This window comes from Xanthomonas hortorum pv. pelargonii (genome assembly GCF_024499015.1).
Classification (GTDB): Bacteria; Pseudomonadota; Gammaproteobacteria; order Xanthomonadales; family Xanthomonadaceae; genus Xanthomonas; species Xanthomonas hortorum_B.
In genome coordinates, this window is sequence record NZ_CP098604.1 from 4,407,218 (window position 1) to 4,432,608 (window position 25,391).

Genomic DNA, 25,391 nt, shown 5'->3' on the forward strand with positions numbered 1-25,391 from the left:
AAGTGCAAGGCAGCGCTCACGACAGCGTCTCGATCACGACGTCGGCCGCAGCGCGGCGCACGCCGTCGGCGCTGAGCCTGCGCGCGTCGCCGCTTTCCAGCCGGCACATCGAAAACGCCGTGGCCAGACGCGCGCACTGCTCCAGATCGGTGGCCGCATCCAGCAGCGCGGCGGCCAGGCCGGCCACCATCGCGTCACCGGCGCCAACGCTGCTGCCCTGCGCCAGCCGCGGCGGCCGCGCAATCAGGCGCTGGTCGCGCTGCACGAACAAGGCGCCTTCGGTGCCCATCGAGATGACGACCAGCTGGATACCGCGTGCGATCAATTCGTGCGCGGCGGCGCTGAGCGCGGCGCGATCGCTCAGCGGGCGGCCGGTCCAGGCTTCGAGTTCGTGCCGGTTCGGCTTGACTGCGTAAGGCAGCGCTTCGCGTGCGGCATTGAGTGCGGCCACCAGCGGCGCACCACTGGTATCCAGCAGTACGCGTGCGCCGGCGGCGCTGGCCTGCGCTTGCAACTGCGCCCAGCTGTCGTCCGGCAGGCCGGCCGGCAGGCTGCCGGACAACACCACCGGCAGGCCGGGGCGCAGCAGCGGGGCGAGCTGATCGGCCACGCCCTGCAGATGCGGCTGGCCCAGGCGCAGGCCGGGCAGGTTGATGTCGGTGGTGTCGTTGTTGCGCGCTTCGACCAGCTTGAGATTGGTGCGGGTCTCGCCGGCCACGCGTTGGCAGTGATCGGTAATGCCGCGTTCGCGGAACAGCGCCTCGAACACGCCGGCATTGCCTGCCCCGAGCACGCCGAGCGCGGCAACCTCAGTGCCCCAATCGGCCAGGCAGGCGGCCACGTTGATGCCCTTGCCGCCGGCGTCGTTGCGCACGCTGCTGGCGCGATGCACCGCGCCGGGCTGCAAGTGCTCGAGCTGGATGGTCTGGTCGATCGCCGGATTCAGCGTGACGGTGATGGCGTGCAGGCTCATGCCCGGTCCTCGCGTTTGACTTCAAGCGCGCGCACCTGCTCTGCGGTTTCGCAGTCCAGCGCCTGCTCGGCCAGCTGTTGCAAGGTGCTCAGCGCGGTGCCGCGCAGGCGTGCCTTGACCGCCGGGATGTCGTTGGGTGTCATCGACAGTTCCTGCACGCCCAACCCGGCCAGCAGGCTGGCGCCGAACGGGTCGCCGGCCAGACCACCGCATACGCCGACCCAGCGGTCGTGCTTGCGCGCGCCCTCAATCGTGCTGCGGATCATGCGCAGCACCGCCGGGTGCAGGCTGTCGGCTTCGGCGGCGAGCTCGGGGTTCTGGCGGTCGATCGCCAGCACGTATTGGGTCAGGTCGTTGGTGCCGATGGAGAAGAAGTCTGCATGGCGTGCCAGCACGTCGGCCTGCGCGGCGGCGGCGGGCACTTCGATCATGATGCCGATCGGGACCTCGGGCGCGTCGAGTTCGGCGCGGATGCGTGCGCAGATCTCGCGCAGCGTGATCAGCTCCGGCACCGAGGTGATCATCGGGAACATGATCGACAGCCGCGCCCCGTCCTTGGCGGCGCGGTACAGCGCACGCAGTTGCGGTTCGAGCAGGTCGGGGCGACGCAGTAGCAGGCGCGCACCGCGCACGCCCAGGAACGGGTTTTCTTCGTGCGGCAGTTCCAGGTGCGCCACCTGCTTGTCGCCGCCGATGTCCAACGCACGCACGATCAGCGGGCGGCCTTCCAGTGCCTGCGCCATCGCCAGGTAGGTGGCGTGCTGCTCGTCTTCGCTGGGTGTGCGGCCGCTCTCCAGGAACAGGAACTCGGTGCGCATCAGGCCGACGCCTTCCGCGCCCTGGGCCAGCGCCATCGCGACCTGGTCGGGCAGGTTGACGTTGGCGCCGATGTCGATGTGGTGGCCGTCGGTGGTTTCTGCCGGCAAGGCGCGCTGGGCGGCCTCACGCTCGCGGATCGCCTGCTGCTCGGCGATGTGCGTACGGGCCGCGTCCAGATCCAGCTCGGACGGGTTGATGTACAGCCGCCCGCTACTGCCGTCGATGATGGCGGTGACGCCGTCTTCGATATCCAGCAACTGGCCGCCGGCCGCGACCAGCGCCGGCAGGCCGAGCGTGCGCGACAGGATTGCGGTATGCGAGGTTGGCCCGCCTTGCGCGGTGGCCAGGCCGAGCACGCGCGCGGTGTCCAGGTTGGCGGTGTCCGACGGCGACAGATCGCTGGCGAGCAGGATGCAGGGCTGGTCGGGCAGGTCGGTGAGGCCGGCGCCGGCGGCGGCCGGGTCCAGCTGGGCCAGTACGCGGCGGCCGACATCGCGCAGATCGGCCGCACGGCCGGCCAGCACCGGGTTGCCGAGTGCGGCCAGGCCGGAGGCGATTTGTTCCACCGCCTGATGCCACGACCACGCCACGCCGTGGCCTTCGACCATCAGCTGGCAGGTGCGGGTGATCAGGTCGGTGTCGTTGAGCAGCTCGGCCTGGGCCTTGAAGATCGCCGCGTCCGAGGCCCCGAGCCGGCGCTGGGTGTCGTCCTGGATCGCCGCCAGCTGCTGGCGGGTGCGGGTCAGCGCGTCGTGCAGCAATGCGCCGCCATCGCCCAGGCCCACCGGTTGATCGGCGACTTCGGTCTGCGCCGCGCGCAGGCGATGCACGATGCCGATCGCCACGCCCGGGCTGGCGCCGATGCCGACGATGGCCGGCTGCGCCTGCGGGGGCGTCCAGCCCACCACCGGCGCGGCGCGGCGTTGCGCGGCACGTTCGGCATCGGCTTTTTCCTGCGCGGTCAGGCTGTCCATCACCGCACGCAGGCGCTTGAGCAACGCGCCTGCATCGCTGCCTTCGGCCGAGACGGTGATGCTGTCGCCGGCACGCAGACCGAGCTGCAACAGGCCGACCAGGCTCTTGGCATCGGCCGCCTGCTCGCCGGCACGCACTTGCGCACGCGCAGAGAAGCCGCGTGCGGTCTCGGCCCACCGGGTCGCCGGGCGTGCATGCAGGCCGCTGGGGTAGGCGATGGTCCAGTCAAATTTTTCAGCCAGATCGGTGGCCGGCGCGGCGCTGGTGTCGGGCGCGCGGTCGCCGGTGAGCGCGGCCACAATCACGCCGGGGTCGTCGGTGGTGAACAGCGCTTCCAGCTGGGCCGGGTCCTGGATCAAGCGGGTCAGGCGGCGCAGCAGGGTGATGTGGGTGTCGGACTGGGCGGCGATGCCCACCACCAGCCGGGTGATCTGGCCGGGGTTCCATTCCACGCCTTCAGGCAACTGCAGCACCGCGATACCGTCGCGGCGCACCAGATGGCGGTCTTCGCCCACGCCGTGCGGGATCGCCAGTCCGTGGCCGAGGAAGGTATTGGCCAGGCCTTCGCGGCGCCGCATGCTGGCGTCGTAGCCCGGCGCAACGCAGCCGGCGGCGACCAGCAACTGGGCGGCCTGGGCAATGGCGTCGTCCTTGTCGCGGGCATGCGCGCGCAGGCGCACGAGTTCGGGAGTGACGGGAGCGACAGGCGACGGAGAGGACAAGACGGACTCCGGGGAGTAGGAACGGGCTGGGCAGTAGTGTGGGAACGTTCCCACACTTAGGTCAATGTGCACTGCACAAAAGCGCTGTAGTGCTTTCGGGTTAGCATCGAATCCGACGCAGCGCCTGGGTCAAGGTGCGCCAAATGGAGCGGGAACGGTCCCAGTGAGTATCAGTATCAACGACGTGGCCCGGGTGGCCGGAGTGTCCAAATCCACCGTCTCGCGCGCGCTGGGCACCGGACCAGTGAGCGATGAGGTGCGTGCCAAGGTCGAGGCGGCGGTGCGCCAGACCGGTTACCGGCCCAACCTGATGGCGCGGCGCTTGCGCTCCCAGCAGTCCGGCATCCTGGGGGTGATCGTGGCCGATATCCGCAACCCGTACTTCACCGCGCTGATCCGCGCGGTGGAAGAGGTCGCCTATCGCGCCGGCATGCGCGTGACCCTGTGCAATACCGACGAAGACCCCGAGCGCGAGGCGCTGTACCTGCAACTGATGCAGGAAGAACGCATCACCGGGCTGATCTTCGCCCCGACCCGGGTCACGGTGGGGCGCATGCACGAACTCGCGCTGGATTACCCGACCGTGCTGGTGGACCGCGCCGGCCCCGGCAGCCGCTACGACAGCGTGGTGCTGGATAACGCAGCAGCGATGGGCGAACTGGTCGCGCATCTGCAGGCGCAGGGCTATGAACGCATCGGCGGGCTGTTCGGCACCAGCACCACTGCGGCCGAGCGCCGCAACGGCTATCTGGCCGCGATGGGCGCGCAAGGGCTGACGCCTGCGTACCGCGAAGTGGCGCCCACCGCCGAAGCGGCGATTGCCGCAGTCGGCCAATGGCTGGCCAGCGCAGACAGGCCCGAAGCCATCGTCACCAGTAACAGCCTGCTGTTGATGGGCGCGCTCAAGGCCGCCCGCACCGCCGGCTTGCGCATTCCCGATGATCTGGCCCTGGCCGGCTTCGACAACGAGCGCTGGACCGATCTGGTCGAGCCAGGCATCACCGTGGTCGAGCAGCCGGTCGAGGACATGGGCCGCGCGGCCATGTCGCTGCTGCTGGAACGGCTCAAATCGCCGCAGTTGCCGATTCGCCGCCTTGTGATGACCGGCCGCTGCGTGGTGCGTGGCTCCACCGGCGCCCGCAGGCGCGCCTAGCCGCCGTTGTAGGAGCGCCCTTGGGCGCGATGGGCTCTACCGGTAGAGCCCATCGCGCCCAAGGGCGCTCCTACAACGGCGTGGGGTTTGTCGCAGACCGCGCTGTGCGTGTTGGTCAACAGCCGGCACGTGGTGCGGGTCTTGCCTGGGCGCGCCATGACACCAATCCCGCCACCCCGTAGGAGCGCACCCGGGCGCGATGCGTGTTACCGGTAAAGCCCGTCGCGCCCGGGTGCGCTCCTACGAGACATTGCTGGAGCGCAACCAAAAAGCCCCGGCACTGCCGGGGCTTTTGTTTTACGCCATGTCTGGGATCAACGATCCGGTCGATGACTTCCAGCGTCGCCTTGTGCCGCGACGTATTCCTTGGATTGCTCGTCCAGCTTGTCGCCCAGCATGCGGCGCACCACCACGAAGAACAGCGGGATGAAGATCACGCCGAGCACGGTGGCGAACACCATGCCGCCGATCACGCCGGTACCGATGGAGTGACGCGAGTTGGCGCCGGCACCGGTCGAAATGGCCAGCGGCAGCACGCCCAGGATGAAGGCGAACGAGGTCATCAGAATCGGGCGGAAGCGCAGGTGTGCCGCTTCCATCGTCGCATCGCGCAGGGTCTTGCCCGCCGCACGCTGCTCCACTGCGAACTCCACGATCAGGATCGCGTTCTTCGCCGCCAGGCCGATCACGGTGATCATGCCGATCTTGAAATACAGATCGTTGGGCAGGCCACGCAGCATCGAGAAGACGATCGCACCCAGCACACCGATCGGCACCACCATCAGCACCGCCACCGGAATCGACCAGCTTTCGTACAGTGCGGCCAGGCACAGGAACACCACCACCACCGACAACGCGAGCAACAGCGTGGCCGCGTTACCGGCGATGATTTCCTGGTACGACATGCCGCTCCAGTCGAAGCCGAAGCCTGGCGGCAGATCGTTGTTGACGATCTCCTCCATCGCGGTCATCGCCTGGCCGGAACTGCCGCCCGGAGCCGGGTTGCCGACGATGTTTACCGCCGAATAGCCGTTGTAGCGGTTCAGTGCCGGCGAGGCGTAGGTCCAATCGGCCTTGACCACATTGCTCAGCGGAATCATTCCCGGCTGCCCATCGGCACCGACGGCTGTCGCACTGGGGCTGAAGAAGCTGCGCAGCGACTCGGGACCGGTACGGAACTGGTCGTCGGCACGGATGTTGACGCGCTTGATGCGGCCTTCGGAGAAGTAGTCGTTGATGTACACAGGCGCCAGCATCAGCTGGATCGAGCTGTAGATATCGCTGACTTCCAGGCCCATCGACTGCGCCTGCACACGGTCCACCGACAGCTGCAGCTGCGGCGCATCTTCCAGGCCGTTCGGGCGTACGCCCACCATGGTGTCCTGCTTTTCCGCCGCCTTGCCCAGCACGATATTGCGCGCCTGGGTCAGGGCTTGCTGGCCTGCGCCGGAGCGGTCCTGCAGCCACATGTCGAAGCCGCCGAACTGGCCCAGGCCCTGCACGGTGGGCAGGTTGACCACAAAGATCTGCGCGCCCTTGATGCCGTAGAACATGCCGTTGAGCTGCTTGATCAGCTCCTCTGCAGTCACATCGCGCTCTTCCCACGGCTTGAGCCGGATGAAGCCCATACCCACGTTTTCGCCCGAGCCCAGGAAGCTGAAGCCGGCGATCTGCAGCATGCCCTCCACGGCCGGCTGCTTCTCCAGGACCGCACGCATCTGCGCAAAGGTCTCGTTGGTCCGGATCTTGGTGGCGCCCGGCGGCAACTGCACGATGGCCAACGCAAAGCCCTGATCTTCTTCCGGCAGGAAGCTGCCCGGCATGCGCGTAAACAGGAAGCCGCACAGCACCACCAGCACCACGAACACGATCATCCACGGTGGCGAGTGCTTCAGGGTATTGCCGACCACGCCCACATAGCGATGCGCCAGCTTGTCGTAGTACTTGTCGAAGGTGCGGTAGATCCAGTTCTTCTTGGTCGAATGGGTCGACTTGAGGAACGCGCCGCACAGCGCCGGGGTGAAGCTCAACGCCAGGAATGCGGAGAAACCCATCGACATGGCGATGGTCAGCGCGAACTGCTTGTAGATCGCGCCCGAGGCGCCGGGTTGCAGCGAGGAGGGAATGAACACCGCTGCCAGCACTACGGTGATGGCCACCACCGCGCCGGTGATCTGGGTCATCGCCTTCTGCGTGGCCGCCTTCGGCTCCAGATGTTCCTCGCTCATGATGCGTTCGACGTTCTCGATCACCACGATCGCGTCATCCACCACGATGCCGATCGCCAGCACCATCGCAAACAGCGTCAGCTGGTTGATGGTGAAGCCGATCATGTACATGCCGAAGAACGTGCCCAGCAGCGCGACCGGAATCACCAGCGTGGGAATCACGGTGGCGCGGAAGTTCTGCAGGAACAGCAGCATCACCAGGAACACCAGCACGATGGCTTCCACCAGCGTATGGATCACTTCCTCAATGGAAATGCGCACGAAGGTGGTCGACTCGTACGGCGCAAACCAGGTCACGCCCTGCGGGAAGGTCGGCTGCAGTTCGTCGAGCTTGGCACCGACCGCTTCGGACACATTCAGTGCGTTGGCGCCCGGCAACAGCTGGATACCGAACGCACCGGTGGGCTTGCCGTTGTACTGGGTGTCGAAGCCGTAGTTGCTCGGCCCCACGGTGACGCGTGCGACATCCTTCAAGCGCACCGTGGCACCGTTGTTGTCGGTGCGCAGGATGATGTTTTCGAACTGGTCCGGCGAGCTGAAGCGGCCTTCCGCCGAGACGGTGGCGGTGAAGCTGATGCCTTCCGGGGTCGGGTCGGCGCCGACCGAACCGGCAGCGAACTGCACGTTCTGGTTACGCACCGCGGTCAGCACCTGGGTGGCCGACAGGTTGTAGCCCTGCAGCTTCTCCGGGTTCAACCAGATGTTCATCGCGTACTCGGCGCCGAACTGGTTGGTGCTGCCCACGCCGGGCACGCGCGAGATCTGCTCGAGCACGCGCGAACCGACGATGTCGTTGAGCGCATCGCGGTTGATCGACGGGTTGTCCGAGCGCAGCGCGGCCACCATCAGGAAGCCGGCGTTGGCTTTGGCCACCACCACACCCTGCTGGGTGACTTCCGAGGGCAGACGCGGCGTGGCCAGCGACACCTTGTTCTGCACCTGCACCTGCGCGATATCCGGGTCGGTGCCGGTTTCGAAGGTCAGGGTGATGGTGACGCGGCCATTGGCGGCCGAGGACGAGTTGAAGTACAGCAGGTGGTCGATACCGGTGAGCTGCTGCTCGATGACCTGGGTCACCGCCTTCTCGGAGGTATCGGCGCTGGCGCCGGGGAAGTTGGCGGTGACAGTGACCTGCGGCGGGGCGATCGTGGGGTACGACTCGATACCCAGATTCAGGATCGAGATCACGCCCGCAAGCGAGATCAGGATCGCCACCACCCAGGCAAAGATCGGGTGTTCAATAAAAAACTTAGGCATGTCCGGTTTCCGTCACTGCTGCTTGGACTGGGAGTCGGCCGGCTGCGCCGCCGCATCCGGCTTGGGCTGCTGCTGCGCCGCGGGTGCGGCTGCATCGGCCTTGTCGGCTGCCGGGCGGCCGTGCGTCGCCGCCCTGCGCTGCGGCCGGAGCCGCGCCTGGCGCACCTGGCTGGCCGCCTTGCGCCGGCTTGTTCGGATTCCACGCTACGCCCTTGGCCGGCTGGCCTTCCTTCGCCTTCTGCACGCCATCGACGATGACCTGGTCGCCGGGGGCCACGCCGCCGGTGACGATCCACTGGCCCTTTTGCTGGCCATCGACGGTGAGGTTCTTGCGCGCCACCTTGCCGTCCTTGCCCAGCACCAGCACGAAGGCGCCCAGGGCGTCACGTTGCAAGCCCTGCTGCGGGACCAGATACGCGTTGTTGCGCTGGCCCAGGCTGGCCTTGAAGGTCACGAACGCACCCGGCAACAGTGCCTGCTCCGGATTGGGCAGGGTCGCACGCAGCGACACCGCACCGGTGCTCGGGTCGACCGTGACCGCCGAGACGTCCAAGGTACCCGGATGCGGATACTGCGTGCCGTTGCCCAATTCCACATTGATGGTGGATTTGCCATCGCCGCTGAGCTGCACATTGCCGCTGCTCTGCGCCTGGCGTAGTGCGGCCAGTTCTTCGCTGCTCATCGCAAAATTCACGTACAGCGGGTCGATCTGGTCGACCGTGGTCAGCAAGGTCGCTTCACCGGAGCCGACCAGCGCACCTTCGGTGACGCGCTGAATGCCGGCGCGGCCGGTGATCGGCGAGGTGACGCTGGCGAAGCTGAGCTGGATGCGGGCGGACTCGACCAGACCGCGCGCCTGCTGCACGCTGGCGCCGGCCGAGCGCTCGGTGGCTTCGGCGTTGTCGATATCGGCACGCGAGACGTACTGCTGCGGTGCCAGGCTGCGCGCGCGCTTGGCGGCGATCTGGGCGTTGGCATAGGTCGCCTCGGCGGCGGCCAGCTGGCCCTGGGCCTGCAGCAGCGTGGCGCGCAGCGGCATCGGGTCGATTTCGAACAAGCGCTGGCCTTCCTTGACGTCGGTGCCTTCGGTGTACAGGCGCTTGAGCACCACACCGTCCACGCGCGCACGCACGTCGGCCGAGCGGTACGCCGACAGGCGGCCCACCAGGTCGCGTTCCAGCGGCAAGGTCTGCGGCTGCATTTCCAGCACCGACACTTCCGGCGGCGGCGGCGCCTGTTGTTGTTCGGGCTTGCTGCAGGCAGCGAGCGCCACGGTGATGGCACAGGCCAGGCCGAGTGTGCGGAGCGGGGCAATCATCAGGAGGAACTCCGTTAGGGTCTTGAAGCGAGAAAGGAAAGCGGGGACAGCGAAGGCGTGGCAGCGGCCGCGGCGAACGCGCGCAGGAAGGTGTCGACAGCGAAGTGCGCCCACTGCTGCCTGGCGGGGAGGCCGGCGCGATGGGGAACCTGAAAGCGTTGCCGATCGAAATCCAGACCGACGATCATGCTCAACAGCAGTTCGGCCATGAAGTGCGGATCGTCATGGCGCAGCTGGCCGGCATCCATCGCCTGCTCGAAGCGATGCGCCAGGCGCTGCTGCATGCCGACCACCCCGTCATGGAAGATCTGCTGCGACTGATCGGGAAACCGATGCGACTCGGCTTCCACCAACCGACAGGTCTGTACCACATCGGGGCGGTTCAGGCGATCCAGATGGGCCAGCGCGAAGGCCAGCAGATCCTCGCGCAACTCGCCCGAGGCGGTACCCAGCGGCACCGTGGCCAGATGCACATGGTCCTGAAGGACATCGCGCAGCAGGTTTTCTTTACAACCGTAATAACTATAGAGCGTCTGCTTGGAGCAGCCGGCACGCTCGGCCACCGCGTCCATGCTCAGCCGCATGCCGCGCTCGGCGAGCAGCGCATGCACAGCCGCATGGATGCGGCGATCGCAGTCCGAGCGCCGGGCAGCACGGTGAGAACGGGGGGTCATGGCGGTAGACTATACCGTCCAGTTTAGTTTTTAAAAAGACTTGACGGTCGCAGTTTGGTCTGCACAAGTCCTTATGCGACAAGCACCTGACCGAACTTTGCCGGATCTGGCGGTCCAGCCGCCACCTGCGCCAGCACGCATCGCACCTCTGCGGGGAAACTACACAGCGGTAATGCTTTTGCAGCCTGCGCGCGCCGACTGACGGCTGAGGATTTGCGCTATGCAGCAAGGCGTCGTCATCGCGCATCGGTACAATTCAGGTTTTCCACCGAGCATCCCAGCTCTCTCATGACAGCCAAGAAAGCCGCTTCGAAATCGTCCACGACGCCGACCAAGCCGGTCGCCGAACGTGCCGTCCCCGTGCTCGCCGGCGCACCGCAGGCAGTCGTTCTGGAGCCGGTGTTTGCCGCATTGCGCAAGCGCTACCCGGCGGCCCGCCAGGCCGAAGTGCAGCTGTTCGCAGCCGGCTTCTATCGCCGCATGGAAGAGGACGAGTTCCCCAACCATCCGCCCGAACAGTGGGCGGCGCTGGCGGCGGACATGCTGGAATTTGCACGCACGCGCAAGGCCGGCACGGTCAACGTGCGGGTGTTCAACCCGACCTTGAAGAGCCACGGTTACGAGTCGCCGCACACGCTGTTGCAGATCGTCAACGACGACATGCCGTTTCTGGTGGACTCGGTGAGCATGACGCTTTCGGACCTGGGCATCGGCGTGCACGTGCTCGGCCACCCGGTGCTGCGCATCGCGCGCGACAAGGCCGGCAAGCTGACCGCGGTGGGCGAGGGCAAGAGCGAATCGTTGATGGTGCTGGAGATCGACCGCCAGCCCGCCGAAGAAATGCCCAAGGTGGAAGCGGCGGTGCGCAAGGTGCTGGCCGAAGTGCGCGCGATCGTGCACGACTGGGCTGCGATGCGCGAAAAGATGGTGATGCTGGCCGACGACCTGGCCACCCGGCGGCTGCCGATGGACGACATCAGCCGCCACGAGGCGCAGGAATTCCTGCGCTGGGCCTCGGCCGACCACTTCACCTTCTTCGGCTATCGCGAATACCGCGTCGAGAAGCAGGACGGCCAGGACGTGCTGGCCCCGGTGGAAGAAACCGGCCTGGGCCTGATGCGCGGCCACGACACCTCGCCGGCACGCCCGGTGACCACGCTGGCAGCGCACGGCTTGAATACCACCTCCAAGCTCAAGGACGCGCTGATCCTGACCAAGACCAATGCGCGCTCGCGCGTGCATCGTGTTGGCTACATGGATTACATCGGCGTCCTGGAGTTCGATGCCAAGGGCCGCATCGTCGGCGAACAGCGCTTTCTGGGCCTGTTCACCTCCAGCGCCTACAACCGCCGTCCGTGGGAAATTCCGTTGGTGCGTCAGCGCCACGAATACGTGATGAGCAAGTCAGGGCTGACCCCGAGCAGCCACAGCGGCAAGGCGCTGCGGCACATTCTGGAGACGTTGCCGCGCGAGGAGCTGTTTCAGTCCAACGAAGAAGAGTTGTATCGCACCGCGATCGGCATTCTCGGTCTGCAGGAGCGCGTGCGTAGCCGCATGTTCCTACGCCGCGACAAGTACAGCCGCTTCATTTCCGCGCTGGTGTATATCCCGCGCGAGCGTTTCAACACCGATGTGCGTCTGCGCATCGAAGCCTTGCTGAAAGATGCGCTGCATGGCGAATACATCGATTCCAGCGTGGTGCTGGGTGAGTCGCCGCTGGCGCAGCTGCATCTGATCGTGCGGCCCAAGAGTGGCGAAGCGCTGGAATTCAACACCACCGAACTCGAATCGCGGCTGGCGCATCTGCTGCGCAACTGGCGCGATGCCTTGCGCGAGGCGCTGGTGGCGCGGCATGGCGAAGCCAATGGTTTGCGCATGGCGGCCAACTTCGGCCGTGCGTTGCCGGCTGGCTATATCGAAGATTCCTCGATCGAATCGGCGGTGTCCGACGTCGAGCATCTGGCAACGCTGGACGGCCCGGACGACCTGCATCTGAGCCTGCAGGAAATCCGCCGCGACGACGGCATGCGTCTGGACGCAGGCGAAGGCCTGCGCCTGAAGCTGTATCGCCAGCTCGACGACATTCCGTTGTCCGATGCGATGCCGATGATGGAGAACATGGGCCTGCGGGTGATCTCCGAGCGGCCGTACCGGCTGCAAGTTGGCGACACGCCGGTGTATATCCAGGATTTCGAGGTCGAATCGACCGCCGGCAAGATCAATGCCGCCCACGCCGATGCCGGCTTTGGCGAAGCTTTCGAACGCATCTGGAATGGCGATGCCGAAAACGACGGCTTCAATCGTCTGATTCTGGCCGCCGGCCTGCATTGGCGCCAGGTCGCGCTGCTGCGCGGCTATTGCAAGTATCTGTTGCAGACTGCGGTGCCGTTTTCGCAGGCCTATGTCGAGGCGACGTTCACCCGTTACCCGCTGCTGGCGCGCTTGTTGGTGGAATTGTTCGAAGCGCGCTTCGACCCATCCACCGGCAAGGAAACCAAGGCGCAGATCTTCGCCGGCCAGGAACGCCTGCGCGAGGAACTGTCGGTGTTCGCAGCCGGCGACGAAGCCACGCTCAAGGCCTTGGAGCCGGTGTTGCAGGCACGTGGCAGCGACCGCGCCGCGCAGCAGGAGGCCACCCGCGCCACGCTGCTGAAGTTGATGGACCGCGTGTCCAGCCTGGACGAGGACCGCATCCTGCGCAGCTTCATCGACGTGATCGATGCAACGCTGCGCACCAACTATTACCAGACTGACAAGAGCGGCAAGCACGGCCACTGCATCAGCTTCAAGCTGGATTCGGCGATCGTGCCGGATCTGCCCAAGCCGCGTCCGTACCGCGAAATCTTCGTCTACAGCCCGCGCGTGGAAGGCGTGCACCTGCGCTTTGGCGCGGTGGCGCGTGGCGGCCTGCGTTGGTCGGACCGTCGCGAGGATTTCCGCACCGAGGTGCTGGGGCTGGTCAAGGCGCAGATGGTCAAGAACACGGTCATCGTGCCGGTCGGCGCCAAGGGCGGTTTCTACGTCAAGCGTTCGCCGGTGGGTGGCGACCGCGACGCCGTGCAGGCCGAAGGCATCGCCTGCTACAAGCTGTTTATCCAGAGTTTGCTGGATATCACCGACAACATCGTCGGCGGCAAGATCGTGCCGCCGCCGCAGGTGGTGAGTCACGACCAGGACGACCCGTATCTGGTGGTCGCTGCCGACAAGGGTACTGCCACGTTCTCCGACATCGCCAACGGGCTGGCGCTGAATCACGGGTTCTGGATGGGCGATGCGTTCGCCTCCGGCGGCTCGGTCGGTTACGACCACAAGGGTATGGGCATTACCGCGCGCGGTGCGTGGGAGTCGGTCAAGCGCCACTTCCGTGCGATGGGGCGCGACTGCCAGAGCCAGGAATTCAGCGTGGTCGGCATCGGCGACATGTCCGGCGACGTGTTCGGCAACGGCATGCTGTTGTCGCGGCATATCCGTCTGCTGGCCGCGTTCGATCACCGGCATATCTTCCTGGATCCCAATCCGGATGCAGCCGCCTCGTTCGCCGAGCGCGAGCGTTTGTTCAAACTGCCGCGTTCCAGCTGGGCCGATTACGAGGCCAAGCTGATCAGCGCCGGTGGCGGCATCTACCCGCGCACGCTCAAGTCGATCGACATCAGCGCGCCGGTGCGCGAAGCCTTGGGCCTGGAATCCAACGTCAAGCAGCTCTCGCCGAACGAACTGATGAACGCCATCCTCAAGGCGCCGGTGGATCTGTTCTGGAACGGCGGCATCGGCACCTATGTCAAAGCCTCCAGCGAATCGCACGCCGATGTGGGCGATCGTGCCAACAACGGCCTGCGCGTCAATGGCGGCGAGTTGCGCTGCAAGGTAGTGGGCGAGGGCGGCAACCTGGGCCTGACCCAGCTCGGCCGTATCGAGGCCGCGCAGACCGGCGTGCTGCTCAATACCGACTTCATCGACAACTCGGCCGGCGTGGACACCTCCGATCACGAGGTGAACATCAAGATCCTGCTCAACGACATGGTGCAGGCCAAGAAGCTCACCTACGACGCGCGCAATACGCTGCTCGCCTCGATGACCGACGAAGTGGCCGACCTGGTGCTGTGGGACAACTATCGCCAGAACCAGGCGATCAGCCTGATGGAGCGCATGAGCGTCAAGCGCCTCGGCTCCAAGCAGCACTTCATCCGCACGCTGGAACTGCAGGGCCTGCTCGATCGCCAGATCGAGTTCCTGCCCTCCGATGCGGAACTGTCCGCACGCAAGGCGCGCGGGCAGGGCTTGTCGCGGCCGGAGCTGTCGGTGCTGTTGTCGTATTCCAAGCTGGTGGCGTTCCAGCAGTTGCTGGAATCGGATATCCCCGAAGACCCGTATCTGTCCAAGGAATTGCAGCGTTACTTCCCGCAGCCGCTGCAGAAGAAGTACGCCGATGCGATGGAACGGCACCGCCTCAAGCGCGAAATCATCGCCACCGCGGTGACCAACACCACCATCAACCGCATGGGCGCCACCTTCCTGATGCGCATGCAGGAAGACACCGGCCGCAGCATCGGCGAGGTCGCCAAGGCCTACACCATCAGCCGCGAAACGCTGGATGCGCGCGCGCTGTGGACGCAGATCGACGCGCTGGACGGCAAGGTGCCCGAGTCGGTGCAGATCGATGCACTGGAAGTGATCTGGCGCCTGCAACGCTCGTTCGTGCGTTGGTTGTTGTTGCGTCCGGGCCAGATGCCGGGCATCACCGCGGCGGTGGAGCGTTACCACGGCCCGTTCAACGACATCCGTGTCGCTTCCGGTGTGCTCTCCGATACGCAGCGCCCGCAGTACGAAGGCAGCGTGCAGGAGTGGCAGGAGAAGGCACTGCCGCCGCAACTGGCGCAGCAGTTGTCCGAGCTGCGCTATCTGGAGCCGGCGTTCGACATCATCGAAACCGCGCGCACCCGCAAGCTCAAGCCGGTGGACGTGTCCAAGGTGCATTTCCGCCTGGGCGAAGCGCTGCGCCTGCCGTGGTTGTTCGAGCAGATCGACGCGCTGGAGGTCAACGGCCGCTGGCACGCCGTGGCACGTGGCGTGCTGCGCGACGAGCTGGCTGCGCACCAACGCGCGTTGGTCGGCCAGGTGCTGACGATGTCAGGCAGCACTGCCGAGGACAAGGTGGCCAACTGGCTGGCGCGCGACGATTCCAGCCTGCGCTTCACCCTGGCCATGCTCGCCGATGTGGCCGAGCAGAAGACGCTGGATTACCCGACTGTGTCGGTGGCGGTGCAGCGGCTCGGACAGTTGGCCGCGCACGGGTTGTAACGGTGTGCAGCGAGGTGATGGCGGAGCGATTGCTTCGTCATCCTCCTCATTGGAGTCAGTCGGCAGCGGCGCTTCCTGGTGAGTCGAGGGCGCGGTGTCCTCACCGCTCGCGGGACACGCCGCAAGTACGTCCATGTAGGCTCGGTGGCGGCATCCATGCCGCCACACGGTCCCGCAATCGGTGAGGGCACCGCGCCAGACAGTCAGTCGGTTGTTTTATTAAAAGCTTGTCGGTTGCTCGGCTTGTTTTGAGAAGCTGATCGGACGCGCCGTCATCCAAAAACGCGCGTATTGCACTGCTTGCAACCATGCACACCGACCATCCTGACTGGTCCTTGCCCGCCCACCGTCGCGGGACCTTACGCGGCATGGATGCCGCGTAAGAGCCTACACGGACGTACTTGCGGCGTGTCCCGCGATGGTGGGCGAGCAAGGGCCCTGCAGCAAATCCGCAGCCAAGCCGCCCAACACCTGATCCATCCGCTCCGACCAATCACGACAAGACCACCGAGATCTCACGGTGTTGAAGTGACTGGCAAATCGTTGCGAAGAATAGAAGGGTAGGTGTGGCCGTACTCAGAGACGGCATGTGCACGTGTTGCGCACGATCGCTGAAACAGTGCTAAGGCCGGCTTGTGTTGTATGGCTTTCCTGTACGGCACCTTGGCCGAAGGATTTGCATCCGGCTTCTTACTTGATCTTGACGACCACCTTGCCCTTGGCACGGCCCTGCGCAAGATAGTCCAATGCTTCCTTCACTTGCGCGAACGCAAACACCTTGTCGATGACCGGGCGGATGCGTTCGGCTTCGAGCAATTCGCCGATCTTGGCCAGTTGCGTGCCATCGGGGCGCACGAACAGAAAGGTGTAGGCGACGTTGTGCTTGTTCGCTAGACGAATGATCTTGCGGCTCATCATGGTGAAGACGAATTGCAGCACGACATTCAACCGGCGTGCGCGCGCGAAGGCTGCATCCAGCGGTCCGACCAGCGACACGATCTTGCCGCCGGGCTTGAGAATCGTGAGGGATTTTTCGATCGTATCGCCGCGGATGGTGCCAAGCACGATGTCGTAGCCGCGCAGGACGGTCTCGAATTCCTGCTTCTTGTAGTCGACCACCTCGTCTGCGCCCAGTCTGTTCACCAGTGCGACGTTGCCGGTGCTGGTGGTGGTGCCCACGCTGGCGCCGAAGTGTTTTGCAAGCTGGATCGCAAAGGTGCCGATGCCGCCGGAGCCGGCAGGAATGAAGACCTTCTGGCCTGGCTGCAGCGCAGCGCGTTCTTGCAAGGCCTGCCAGGAGGTGAGTGCGACCATCGGCACCGAGGCTGCCTGCACAAAATCCAGGTTGGCCGGCTTCAGCGCTGCGGCGCTTTCCGGGACCGCGACGTAGTCGGCGAGCGTTCCGTGGCCCAGATCGAACACGCTGGCAAAAATCGCCCCGCCTTTCTTGAAGCGGGTGACGCGGCTGCCGACCTCGGTGACGATGCCGGCCACGTCGCTGCCCAGCGTGGCGGGCAAGTCGAACTTCACCACGGGCTTGAAGATCCCGGTGGGAATCATGTTGTCGATCGGGTTCACGCCGGCGGCGTGCACCTCGACCAGCAGCTCATTGGGTTTCACTGTCGGACGCGGCAACTCGCTGAAGCCGATGTCGGGAGACTTGCCATAGCGTTTGAAGGTCAGTGCTTTCATGTGGTTCGAGTCCAATGCTGTCGTTGTGTGTGGGTGGCTGGGCGTCTGCGAGTCCCGGCCGCCTTCACCTGTTGCACTAGCAAATCGGTGGGTGCAGCTTGACCGCGATGTGAGGCGTTTGAATCGATTGAATCTGTGGAGTGGTGCCAACAAACGCAGATGCGGAAATCCTCACCTAAATGCCTGCGTTGGTCGCGATGGCGACCAACGCAGGCATGGCACAGGCTGAAACCTCAGGCGCTTGGCTGATAGCGCTCGGCCGCGTTCGCCTGGCGAATGTCCGACAGCAAGCCCTGGCGCGCGCCATCCAGTGCATCCCAGCGCTCGGCCACGTGCAGCGGCGGGATGGTGACCAGTTCGCGGCGGTCGAACCCGACCAGCGCGGCGTCGACCAGTTCGCCAACGTCCATCAAGTCGGGGAGCGTGTTGACGTCGATACCGGCACGCTCCCAGATCTCGGTGCGCGTGCCGGCCGGCAGCACTGCCTGCACATACACACCCTTGGCTCCCAGCTCCAGGTGCAGACCCTGCGACAGGAACAGCACGAATGCCTTGGTGGCGCCGTACACGGTCATGCCGAATTCGGGCGCCAGACCCACCACCGAGCCGAGATTCACGATGGCACCGTTGCCGGACTGCGCAAAGCGCGGTGCCACGGCGGCGGCAAGCCGGGTCAACGCGGTGATGTTGAGCGTAATCAGGCGTTCGATCGACTCTGCGCTTTGCTGCAACACACCGCCGGACTGCGCCACGCCGGCGTTGTTGATCAGGATGCCGATCTGCGCATCGTCGCGCAGGCGGGTTTCCACCGCGGTCAGATCGGCGGGCTGGGTGAGGTCGGCCTGCAGCACGTCGACGTTGACGCCATGTGTGTCACGCAGACGTGCCGCCAGTGTGTCCAGGCGCGGCTTGTCGCGTGCGACAAGCACAAGATTGTGGCCGCGTTGTGCGAAGCGCTCGGCATAGACAGCGCCGATACCGGTGGAAGCGCCAGTGATGAGAACAGCGGGAAGTGTGGTCGCGAAACGTTCCTTGGTGACATTGGTGAGAGCGGCGAAAGACGAAACGGCGAAGGCGCAAAAGCCTCAGCCGGCGAGAGTCGGATAATCGATGTAGCCCTCGGCGCCACCGCCGTAGAGCGTGGCCGGATTCAACGGCGCCAGCGCCGCGCCGGTTTGCAAACGTTCGACCAGATCCGGGTTGCTGATGAACGGCCGGCCGAAGGCAAACAGGTCGGCGTTGCCTGCGCCAAGCTGCGTATTGGCCAGCTCCAGGTCGTAGCCGTTGTTGGCCAGATACGTGCGGGTGAACTTGCTGCGCAGCGAGGCATAGTCGAACGGGGCCACATCGCGCGGGCCGCCGGTCGCACCTTCCACCACATGCAGATACACGATGCCCAGCGCATCGAGCTGCTCGGCGATGTAGTCGTATTGCGGCTGCGGATCGCTGCCGGAAATGCCGCTTGCCGGCGACACCGGCGAGAGGCGCACGCCAGTGCGATCGGCGCCGATTTCCTTGCTTACGGCGGCCACCACTTCCAGCAACAGGCGTGCGCGGTTTTCGATCGAGCCACCATAGGCATCGGTGCGCTGATTGGCGCCGTCCTTGATGAACTGCTCCAGCAGATAGCCGTTGGCACCGTGAATTTCGACACCGTCGAAGCCGGCCGCAATCGCATTGGCCGCCGCCTGGCGGAAGTCGTTGACGATGCCCGGCAGTTCGTCGAGCTCCAGCGCGCGCGGCTCGGAGACATCGGCAAAGCCGTTGTTGACGAACACCTTGGTCGCCGCACGGATGGCCGAGGGCGCGACCGGTGCCGCGCCGCCCGGCTGAAGGTCGACATGCGACACGCGGCCCACATGCCAGAGCTGCACGAAGATGCGCCCGCCCTTGGCATGCACGGCGTCGGTGACGGTGCGCCAGCCGGCGATCTGCTCGGGCGTGTACAGGCCGGGAGTGTCCTGGTAGCCCTGGGCCTGCGGCGATATCTGGGTGGCCTCGGTGATGAGCAGGCCGGCCGAGGCGCGCTGGGCGTAATAGGTCGCAGTCAGGGCAGTAGGTGCCAGGCCGGCGCCGGCCCGGTTGCGGGTCAGCGGGGCCATGACGATGCGATTGGCCAGGGTCAGGGTGCCCAGGGCATAGGGCTCGAACAGCGAAGAGTGGGTCATTGGCGGTGCTCAGAAATCAGTGGTTGACAAAGATTACGATCAAAATCTAAGATGTCAATACTTTGATGACGGGCAACATCAATGTACGCTGCCGCTCTCCCCAGTCCCGCACAAGCACGGAGTGTCCCAACGATGAAAGTGACCAAGGCACAGGCACAAGCGAACCGGGCGCACGTCGTCGAGACGGCCTCGGTGCTGTTTCGCGAGCGTGGCTACGAAGGGATCGGCATTGCCGATCTGATGTCCGCCGCAGGCTTCACGCACGGCGGCTTCTATAAGCAGTTCCGTTCCAAAGCGGACCTGATGGCCGAATCGGCGGCCTGCGGGCTGGCCAACATCGCCGCGCAGACCGAGCACGCGGACAAGACGGATTTCGTGAAGTTCTATCTGTCGCGCGGACACCGCGACAGCCCCGCTACCGGTTGCACGATGGCTGCGCTGGGCGCCGATGCCGCGCGTCAGCCCGAGGAAGTGCGCGAAGCGTTTGCGGCCGGGGTCGAAAACCTGCTGGCTGCGCTCGACCGCAGCGGGGCTGCGCCCGGCACTGCCGAGGCAGCGGCTGAGCGCGCCAGCAACCTGGACATGATGGCGCACGCCATCGGCGCCATCGTGCTGTCGCGGTCGTGCCCGGACGATTCGCCACTAGCCGACGAAATCATCGCGGTGTCTCGCGACCAGATCCTGTCGTCGTTGCAACCATCCAACTAACCGACACGCGCGCGTCCCGACACACGTGTATCCGCATCCCGCGCGGTTTTTGATCGTCAACAACTGCGCCTGTCACTCACTGCACTTTAGGAATTCCCATGACAAACAAATCCCCTGTTGCGCTGGTGACCGGCGCATCCTCCGGCATTGGCGAAGCTAGTGCCGAAGCATTGGCCGCCGCCGGCTATACGGTGTACGGCACCAGCCGTCGCGGCGCGCAATCCGGGCAGCGCGCCTTCAAGCTGCTGGCACTGGATGTGACCAGCGATGAGTCCGTGGATGCGGCCATCCAGGAACTGTTGCGGCTGGAGGAGCGCATCGACCTGCTGGTCAACAATGCCGGTTTCGGCGTGTCTCCCGCAGCGGCGGAAGAAAGCTCGATCGAGCAGGCCAAGGCCATTCTCGACACCAACTTTCTCGGCGTCGTGCGGATGACGCGTGCGGTGGTGCCGCATATGCGCCGCCAGGGCAGTGGCCGCATCATCAATATCGGCTCGATCATTGGTTTGGTGCCCACACCGTATGCGGCGCTGTATGCCGCCAGCAAACATGCGGTGGAAGGGTATTCCGAGGCGGTGGACCACGAGCTGCGCAGCTACGGGATCCGGGTCACGGTCATCGAACCGGCCTACACCAAGACCCAGTTCGAAGCGAACAATCTGGCCCCCGACGCGCCGCTGGAAACCTATCGACAGGTTCGAGCGGAAGTTGGAAAAGTGGTGGCGCAGGCAATGGCGATTGCAGACGAGCCATCCGTGGTGGCCGACGTGGTGGTGAAGGCGGCCCGCGCCGAGCACCCCAAGGTGCGCTACACCGCGGGCAAGATCGCCGGACAACTGCAGTTCTTGCGGCGGTTTGCACCGGCAGGCGTGTTCCAGTCGCTGATTCGCAAGAATCTGCACCTGGATGCAAACACGCCTGTTGATGCCAAGACACCCACGCACGCCAGATAAGTTTTGTCAGACGCTGCAGAGACCAGCAACGGCAGTCGCAGCGACTGCCGTTGCCGATACACCGCCGTGACGCGATAACGCGCGCGGCCTCAATCCGAACAGGAGAAGGCAATGACCTTCAACGCTTTGCTGGCGAATCAAACCAGCGAGATGGTGGCTACCACCGTGGTCCAGTTCAACGAAGACGACCTGATGCCGGGCGATGTCACGGTTGCCATCGACTACTCGACCGTCAACTACAAGGACGCACTGGCGGTGACCGGGCGGGGCCCGATCATTCGCCAGTTCCCGCTGATTCCGGGCATCGACTTTGCCGGCGTGGTCGAAGCGTCCACGTTTCCGGGCATTGCGGTTGGAGATCGTGTGCTGGCCAATGGCTGGGGATTGAGTCAGACCCACCATGGCGGCTTCGCGCAGAAGGCGCAGGTGCCTGGCGACTGGTTGGTCAAGATTCCGGACGCATTTTCCACGCGCGATGCGATGGCGATTGGTACTGCCGGCTACACCGCCATGCTGGCGGTGCTGGCACTGGAGCACGGCGGGCTGACACCCGAACGCGGCGACATCCTGGTCACTGGCGCAAACGGCGGTGCCGGTTCGGTCGCCATTGCCTTGCTCTCGGGCCTGGGCTATCGCGTGGTCGCCTCCACCGGCCGCCTGGAGCAAACCGAGTATCTGCACAGCCTGGGCGCCGCCGAGATCATCGACCGCGCCAGCTTGTCCGAACCCGGTTCGCCGATCAGCAAGGAACGCTGGGCCGGTGTGGTGGATGCGGTGGGCAGCCATACGCTGGCAAACGCGCTGGCGCAGACGCAGTATCGTGGCGTCGTGACCGCCTTCGGTATGGCACAGGGCGTTCAACTGCCGGCATCGGTGCTGCCTTTCATCCTGCGCAATGTCACGCTGGCCGGCATCGATTCGGTCAACGCGCCGCAAGCCGTGCGCGAGCAGGCGTGGTCGCGTCTGGCGCGTGATCTGGATCTGGGCAAGCTCGCAACGACGACCCACACCATCGGCCTGGCCGAGGTGCCACAGAGTGCTGTCCAGCTATTGGAAGGCAAGGTGCAGGGGCGCACTGTCGTGGACGTGAACGCATGAGCACGCCCACCGCGTCACGTGCATTCCGCTTCCTGGCCACGGTATCGGCGTTGTTGCTTTTCGTCTTGGGCGCCGCCTGGTTGCTTGCGCCTGCGACCATGCTGGCCAACTGGGGCGTCGCGTTCGACAGCAATGCGCTGGGCTTGGTCGGCCGCCGCGCCGCGCCGCTGTATGCCGCTATCGGCGTCATGCTGGTCCTGGTGAGAAATGCGCCGCCGTCGCCGGGCCGCCGGGCCGTGATCGCGGGCTTCGTCACCGCGTGCCTGCTGCTGGCAGTGCTGGGCGTTGCGGAGTGGGCCGCCGGGCACGTCAACGCAGGCATCTTCGCTGCGGTCGCGATCGAAGTCGGCTTTCCGCTGGCGTTCCTGCTGGTGACACGTGCCGATGCCGCACAGCGCCGAAACAATCACGCGCGCTGAGTGCATGCCTGACGACACCCGGTGGGGTGTTGTCAGGCGAATCCACGTTCATCACGCGTATTAGGCGCGGTGCCCGCTCATTTCCTGACCGGCATGCTTGTCGAAGCGCAGATGCCACCAGGTGGCGCTGAGCGAGATCAGGCTGACCACGCAGAACGCCAGCGAGAAATCGCGTTGCTGCGGCTGGATATGATCGCCAGCCAGCATCGCCAGTTTCAGAATCATTGCGCCGGCGCACACGCCTACCGAAAGCATCAGCTGCTGCAAGGTGGTGTACAGGCTGCTGGCGCGGCTCATGCGCGAGGCGGGAACGTTTTCGTAGGCGATGGTGTTGTAGGCGGCGAACTGGAAGGACATGAAGGCGCCGCAGCACAGCAATAGCCCGAACATCAGGGCATGCGGCCAGTCGGGCCGGAAAAAGGCGCACACCATATAGCCCAGGCTGGCGAGCACGCCGTTGCCGATCAGGCTGTTGCGATAACCGAAGCGGCGCAGCAACTGCGGCGTGATGCTGCGCATCAACAACGCGCCGAGCGCGGTGGCCAGAATCAGGCGCCCGCTGTGCGCGGCGCTCATGCCGAAGCCGATCTGGAACAGCAGCGGCAGCAGGAACGGATGCGCGCCCTGAGTGATGCGCATCAGTGCGCCGCCGATCACCGACAGCCGGAACGAGTCGATGCGCAGCAGGCTCAAATCCAGCAGCGGGGCAGGGTGGTGGCGCGCATGCCACAGATACCCCAGTGCCGCGCCGCCGCCGATCGCCAGCAGCCAGCTCGCTTTGCCAATGCCGTTTTCCTGGCTGACCATTTCCAGGCCGAACAACAGGCAGCCCAACGCAGTGCCGCACAGCACGAAACCGCGCAGGTCGAAGCGTGCGGGCGCCGATTCGCTGGGAATGTCAGGAATGAAACGGCGCACCAGCAGAAAGCCGGCGATGCCGATCGGCACGTTGATGTAGAAGATCCAGCGCCAATCCAGATACGAGACGAAAAACCCGCCCAGCGGTGGGCCGAGCATCGGGCCGATAAAGGCTGGCACCAGCGTCCAGGCCATCGCCGACACCAGGTGGCGGCGCTCGACCGTGCGCAGCAGGATCAGCCGGCCGAGCGGGGCCATCATCGCGCCACCGGCGCCTTGCAGCACGCGCGCGGCGACCATGGTGGGCAGGCTGTCGGCCAGCGAACACAGGATCGAGCCGCCCACGAACACCCAGATGGATGCGCCGAAGACGCGACGCAGGCCGAAGCGGTCGGCGATGGCGCCGCTGGCCGGAATCAGCACCGCCAGCGCCAGCAGATAGCTGGTCATGGCGATGCTCATGGCCGGCGCGGCGACGCCGAAGTCGTGCGCCAGGGTCGGCAGCGCGGTCGCCAGCACGGTGGCGTCCATCTGCTCCATGAAAATGGCGCAGGCCAGGATCAGCGAGATGATGCGGTAATCGGGATAACGCGGCGGCGGCATGGCGCCGGCCTCGGACACGCTGGAGGACATCGGACTCTCGGTTGCGGGGTCGCATCGCTGGCGCCGCAGACGGCAACCGGATCGGCCCGCGTCGCACGGTGTTGTGCGGCGCAACACGGGTATTGTCCGCTGGTGTGGGGCGGGGTTCAAGCGCACGTGGGTAACAGTGCGTGTGTGTTGATTTAGATGTGGTGGTCTGGGTGGTAGGTGGAGTGTCGGCGTTGATGCAGAGTTTGGCTGCAAAGGCGGCTGATGGTGACGTAGGAGCACGCGATGGCGATGTAGGAGTAGGAGGCGCGAAGTGATGAATTGTCGGCCGGTCGTCCCCGAGCTGCCTGTACCCTCATCCGGCGCTGCGCGCCACCTTCTCCCGATGGGAGAAGGGAAGCATCAGCGCCCAGGTTTCAGATCAACGTTTCCAGATCCACTTTTCGGGTCAACGCTTTCAAATCAACGCTGTACAGCCGGGCTGTCCCAGGCGTCCTTGATCTGCAGGATCTGCGGCAAGGCCTCGCGGAAATGTTGCACAAGGCGCGGTTCCAGTTGTTTGCCGGCCATGCTTTCCAGCTTGCGCACGGCGTCTTCCACCGTCCATGGGGCCTTGTAGGCGCGCCGCCCGCACAGTGCGTCGAAGACGTCGGCCACCGCCACGATGCGTGCGGATTCGGGAATGGCATCGCCGGCCAACCCCTTGGGGTAGCCGCTGCCGTCCCAGCATTCGTGATGATGCAGCGCGATTTCTGCGGCCAGTTGAAACACCGGGCCGCGGCCGTGGCGCAGCAAATCGTGCCCGATCTGCGGATGCTGCAGCACCACCGAGTGTTCGTGTTCGTCCAGCGCATCGGGCTTGTGCAGGATGCTGCCGGGCACGGCGATCTTGCCGGCATCGTGCAGCGGCGCGGCGTCCTGCAGCAGCTGCGCCTGTTGCGTGGACCAACCGACTGTTTCGGCCAGCACGCGCGCATACACAGCCATGCGCCAGATATGCGCGCCGGTGTCGGCGTCCTGTCCTTGGCCGGCGGTGCCGAGCAGATGGATCGCATCGCGGTACTGCTGGGCCAGGCGCACGTTTTCGGCCAGCTTCAGTTGGGTGGCGATGCGCGCCTTGAGCAGCGCGGGCGAGTAGGGCTTGCTGACGTAATCGGCCGCGCCCGCTTCCAGCCCCGCGCGTTCGTCCTGCTCGCTGCTGCGCGAGGTCACGAACAGGATCGGGATGGTGGTGCTGGAAGGTTGCTGCTTGAGCGTGCGCGCCACCGCATATCCATCCATGTCGGGCAATTCGACATCCAGCAGGATCAGCGCCGGCGCGTGGCGGCTGACCGCATCCAGCGCCTCGCCGCCGGATTTGGCGAAGACCAACGGGAAATCGTCTCGCAGCAGCTGGCGCAGGGTCGCCAGGTTGCTGGATTCGTCGTCGACGCAGAGCAGTGGACGGGACGGCATGGATGGATCCTCGCGAACCGGCGCGGGCGGCG

The 25,391-nt window shown here is 65.4% G+C and carries 15 protein-coding genes and 1 pseudogene; 6 read left to right on the top strand and 10 right to left on the bottom strand.

Annotated features, from left to right (window positions below):
* Positions 1-16: 16 nt before the first annotated feature.
* Positions 17-973 carry a 1-phosphofructokinase gene (gene pfkB / locus NDY25_RS18875; RefSeq protein ID WP_168957310.1) on the bottom strand — a complete coding sequence of 319 codons (957 nt, stop codon included), beginning with the start codon at positions 971-973 and terminating at the stop codon, positions 17-19.
* A complete protein-coding gene (gene ptsP / locus NDY25_RS18880) occupies positions 970-3,489 on the bottom strand; it encodes a phosphoenolpyruvate--protein phosphotransferase (RefSeq protein ID WP_168957311.1) in 2,520 nt (839 codons plus the stop codon). Before ptsP ends, pfkB begins: the two co-directional genes overlap by 4 nt.
* A gap of 163 nt (positions 3,490-3,652) precedes the next feature.
* Between ptsP and NDY25_RS18885 the strand changes: the two genes are divergently transcribed.
* Positions 3,653-4,642 (top strand): LacI family DNA-binding transcriptional regulator, encoded by a 990-nt coding sequence (locus NDY25_RS18885; RefSeq protein WP_233366382.1) that lies wholly within the window; start codon positions 3,653-3,655, stop codon positions 4,640-4,642.
* Positions 4,643-4,956: 314 nt separating this feature from the next.
* Here the strand turns inward: NDY25_RS18885 and NDY25_RS18890 are convergent, their stop codons facing one another.
* The 3 genes and pseudogenes from NDY25_RS18890 to NDY25_RS18900 all read right to left on the bottom strand — a co-directional run bounded on the left by NDY25_RS18890 (position 4,957) and on the right by NDY25_RS18900 (position 10,119).
* Entirely contained in the window at positions 4,957-8,127 is a 3,171-nt protein-coding gene (locus tag NDY25_RS18890) for a multidrug efflux RND transporter permease subunit (protein ID WP_251755130.1), read from the bottom strand.
* A gap of 12 nt (positions 8,128-8,139) precedes the next feature.
* A pseudogene (locus tag NDY25_RS18895) lies at positions 8,140-9,445 on the bottom strand (efflux RND transporter periplasmic adaptor subunit).
* Positions 9,446-9,459: 14 nt separating this feature from the next.
* On the bottom strand, positions 9,460-10,119 hold the full coding sequence (locus NDY25_RS18900) for a TetR/AcrR family transcriptional regulator (RefSeq protein ID WP_154844708.1): 660 nt from the start codon (positions 10,117-10,119) through the stop codon (positions 9,460-9,462).
* Between the two features lie 288 nt (positions 10,120-10,407).
* Between NDY25_RS18900 and NDY25_RS18905 the strand changes: the two genes are divergently transcribed.
* Positions 10,408-15,417: an NAD-glutamate dehydrogenase gene (locus NDY25_RS18905; protein WP_168957313.1), complete on the top strand. Its 5,010-nt coding sequence runs from the start codon at positions 10,408-10,410 to the stop codon at positions 15,415-15,417.
* A gap of 690 nt (positions 15,418-16,107) precedes the next feature.
* On the opposite strand, the gene NDY25_RS18910 is transcribed toward NDY25_RS18905, so the two are convergent.
* The 3 genes from NDY25_RS18910 to NDY25_RS18920 form a co-directional block, all read right to left on the bottom strand.
* Positions 16,108-17,109, bottom strand: a complete 1,002-nt coding sequence (locus tag NDY25_RS18910; protein WP_168957314.1) for an NADP-dependent oxidoreductase — start codon at positions 17,107-17,109, stop codon at positions 16,108-16,110.
* A 233-nt stretch (positions 17,110-17,342) separates the two neighbouring features.
* Positions 17,343-18,107 (bottom strand): SDR family NAD(P)-dependent oxidoreductase, encoded by a 765-nt coding sequence (locus NDY25_RS18915; protein WP_256628014.1) that lies wholly within the window; start codon positions 18,105-18,107, stop codon positions 17,343-17,345.
* Positions 18,108-18,194: 87 nt separating this feature from the next.
* Positions 18,195-19,277 carry an alkene reductase gene (locus tag NDY25_RS18920; RefSeq protein ID WP_168957316.1) on the bottom strand — a complete coding sequence of 361 codons (1,083 nt, stop codon included), beginning with the start codon at positions 19,275-19,277 and terminating at the stop codon, positions 18,195-18,197.
* 132 nt (positions 19,278-19,409) lie between these two features.
* Between NDY25_RS18920 and NDY25_RS18925 the strand changes: the two genes are divergently transcribed.
* The 4 genes from NDY25_RS18925 to NDY25_RS18940 all read left to right on the top strand — a co-directional run bounded on the left by NDY25_RS18925 (position 19,410) and on the right by NDY25_RS18940 (position 22,455).
* On the top strand, positions 19,410-19,985 hold the full coding sequence (locus tag NDY25_RS18925) for a TetR/AcrR family transcriptional regulator (RefSeq protein WP_168957317.1): 576 nt from the start codon (positions 19,410-19,412) through the stop codon (positions 19,983-19,985).
* A 98-nt stretch (positions 19,986-20,083) separates the two neighbouring features.
* On the top strand, positions 20,084-20,938 hold the full coding sequence (locus NDY25_RS18930; protein ID WP_168957318.1) for an oxidoreductase: 855 nt from the start codon (positions 20,084-20,086) through the stop codon (positions 20,936-20,938).
* 111 nt (positions 20,939-21,049) lie between these two features.
* A complete protein-coding gene (gene acuI, locus NDY25_RS18935; protein WP_168957319.1) occupies positions 21,050-22,036 on the top strand; it encodes an acrylyl-CoA reductase (NADPH) in 987 nt (328 codons plus the stop codon).
* Positions 22,033-22,455: a hypothetical protein gene (locus NDY25_RS18940; RefSeq protein ID WP_168957320.1), complete on the top strand. Its 423-nt coding sequence runs from the start codon at positions 22,033-22,035 to the stop codon at positions 22,453-22,455. The genes acuI and NDY25_RS18940 overlap by 4 nt, the downstream gene beginning before the upstream one ends.
* A 60-nt stretch (positions 22,456-22,515) precedes the next feature.
* On the opposite strand, the gene NDY25_RS18945 is transcribed toward NDY25_RS18940, so the two are convergent.
* Both NDY25_RS18945 and NDY25_RS18950 read right to left on the bottom strand, forming a co-directional pair.
* Positions 22,516-23,946 (bottom strand): DHA2 family efflux MFS transporter permease subunit, encoded by a 1,431-nt coding sequence (locus NDY25_RS18945; RefSeq protein WP_168957321.1) that lies wholly within the window; start codon positions 23,944-23,946, stop codon positions 22,516-22,518.
* A 420-nt stretch (positions 23,947-24,366) separates the two neighbouring features.
* The gene (locus NDY25_RS18950; RefSeq protein WP_256627625.1) at positions 24,367-25,359 is read right to left on the bottom strand and encodes a response regulator; all 993 of its coding nucleotides are present in this window, start codon (positions 25,357-25,359) and stop codon (positions 24,367-24,369) included.
* Positions 25,360-25,391: the final 32 nt, after the last annotated feature.

Coding starts and splice junctions, on each gene's coding strand:
- NDY25_RS18940 (WP_168957320.1), top strand. CDS start 22,033: ATGAGCACGCCCACCGCGTCACGTGCATTCCGCTTCCTGGCCACGGTA.
- NDY25_RS18925 (WP_168957317.1), top strand. CDS start 19,410: ATGAAAGTGACCAAGGCACAGGCACAAGCGAACCGGGCGCACGTCGTC.
- NDY25_RS18930 (WP_168957318.1), top strand. CDS start 20,084: ATGACAAACAAATCCCCTGTTGCGCTGGTGACCGGCGCATCCTCCGGC.
- NDY25_RS18890 (WP_251755130.1), bottom strand. CDS start 8,127: ATGCCTAAGTTTTTTATTGAACACCCGATCTTTGCCTGGGTGGTGGCG.
- NDY25_RS18910 (WP_168957314.1), bottom strand. CDS start 17,109: ATGAAAGCACTGACCTTCAAACGCTATGGCAAGTCTCCCGACATCGGC.
- acuI (WP_168957319.1), top strand. CDS start 21,050: ATGACCTTCAACGCTTTGCTGGCGAATCAAACCAGCGAGATGGTGGCT.
- NDY25_RS18920 (WP_168957316.1), bottom strand. CDS start 19,277: ATGACCCACTCTTCGCTGTTCGAGCCCTATGCCCTGGGCACCCTGACC.
- NDY25_RS18950 (WP_256627625.1), bottom strand. CDS start 25,359: ATGCCGTCCCGTCCACTGCTCTGCGTCGACGACGAATCCAGCAACCTG.
- NDY25_RS18945 (WP_168957321.1), bottom strand. CDS start 23,946: ATGTCCTCCAGCGTGTCCGAGGCCGGCGCCATGCCGCCGCCGCGTTAT.
- NDY25_RS18900 (WP_154844708.1), bottom strand. CDS start 10,119: ATGACCCCCCGTTCTCACCGTGCTGCCCGGCGCTCGGACTGCGATCGC.
- NDY25_RS18905 (WP_168957313.1), top strand. CDS start 10,408: ATGACAGCCAAGAAAGCCGCTTCGAAATCGTCCACGACGCCGACCAAG.
- pfkB (WP_168957310.1), bottom strand. CDS start 973: ATGAGCCTGCACGCCATCACCGTCACGCTGAATCCGGCGATCGACCAG.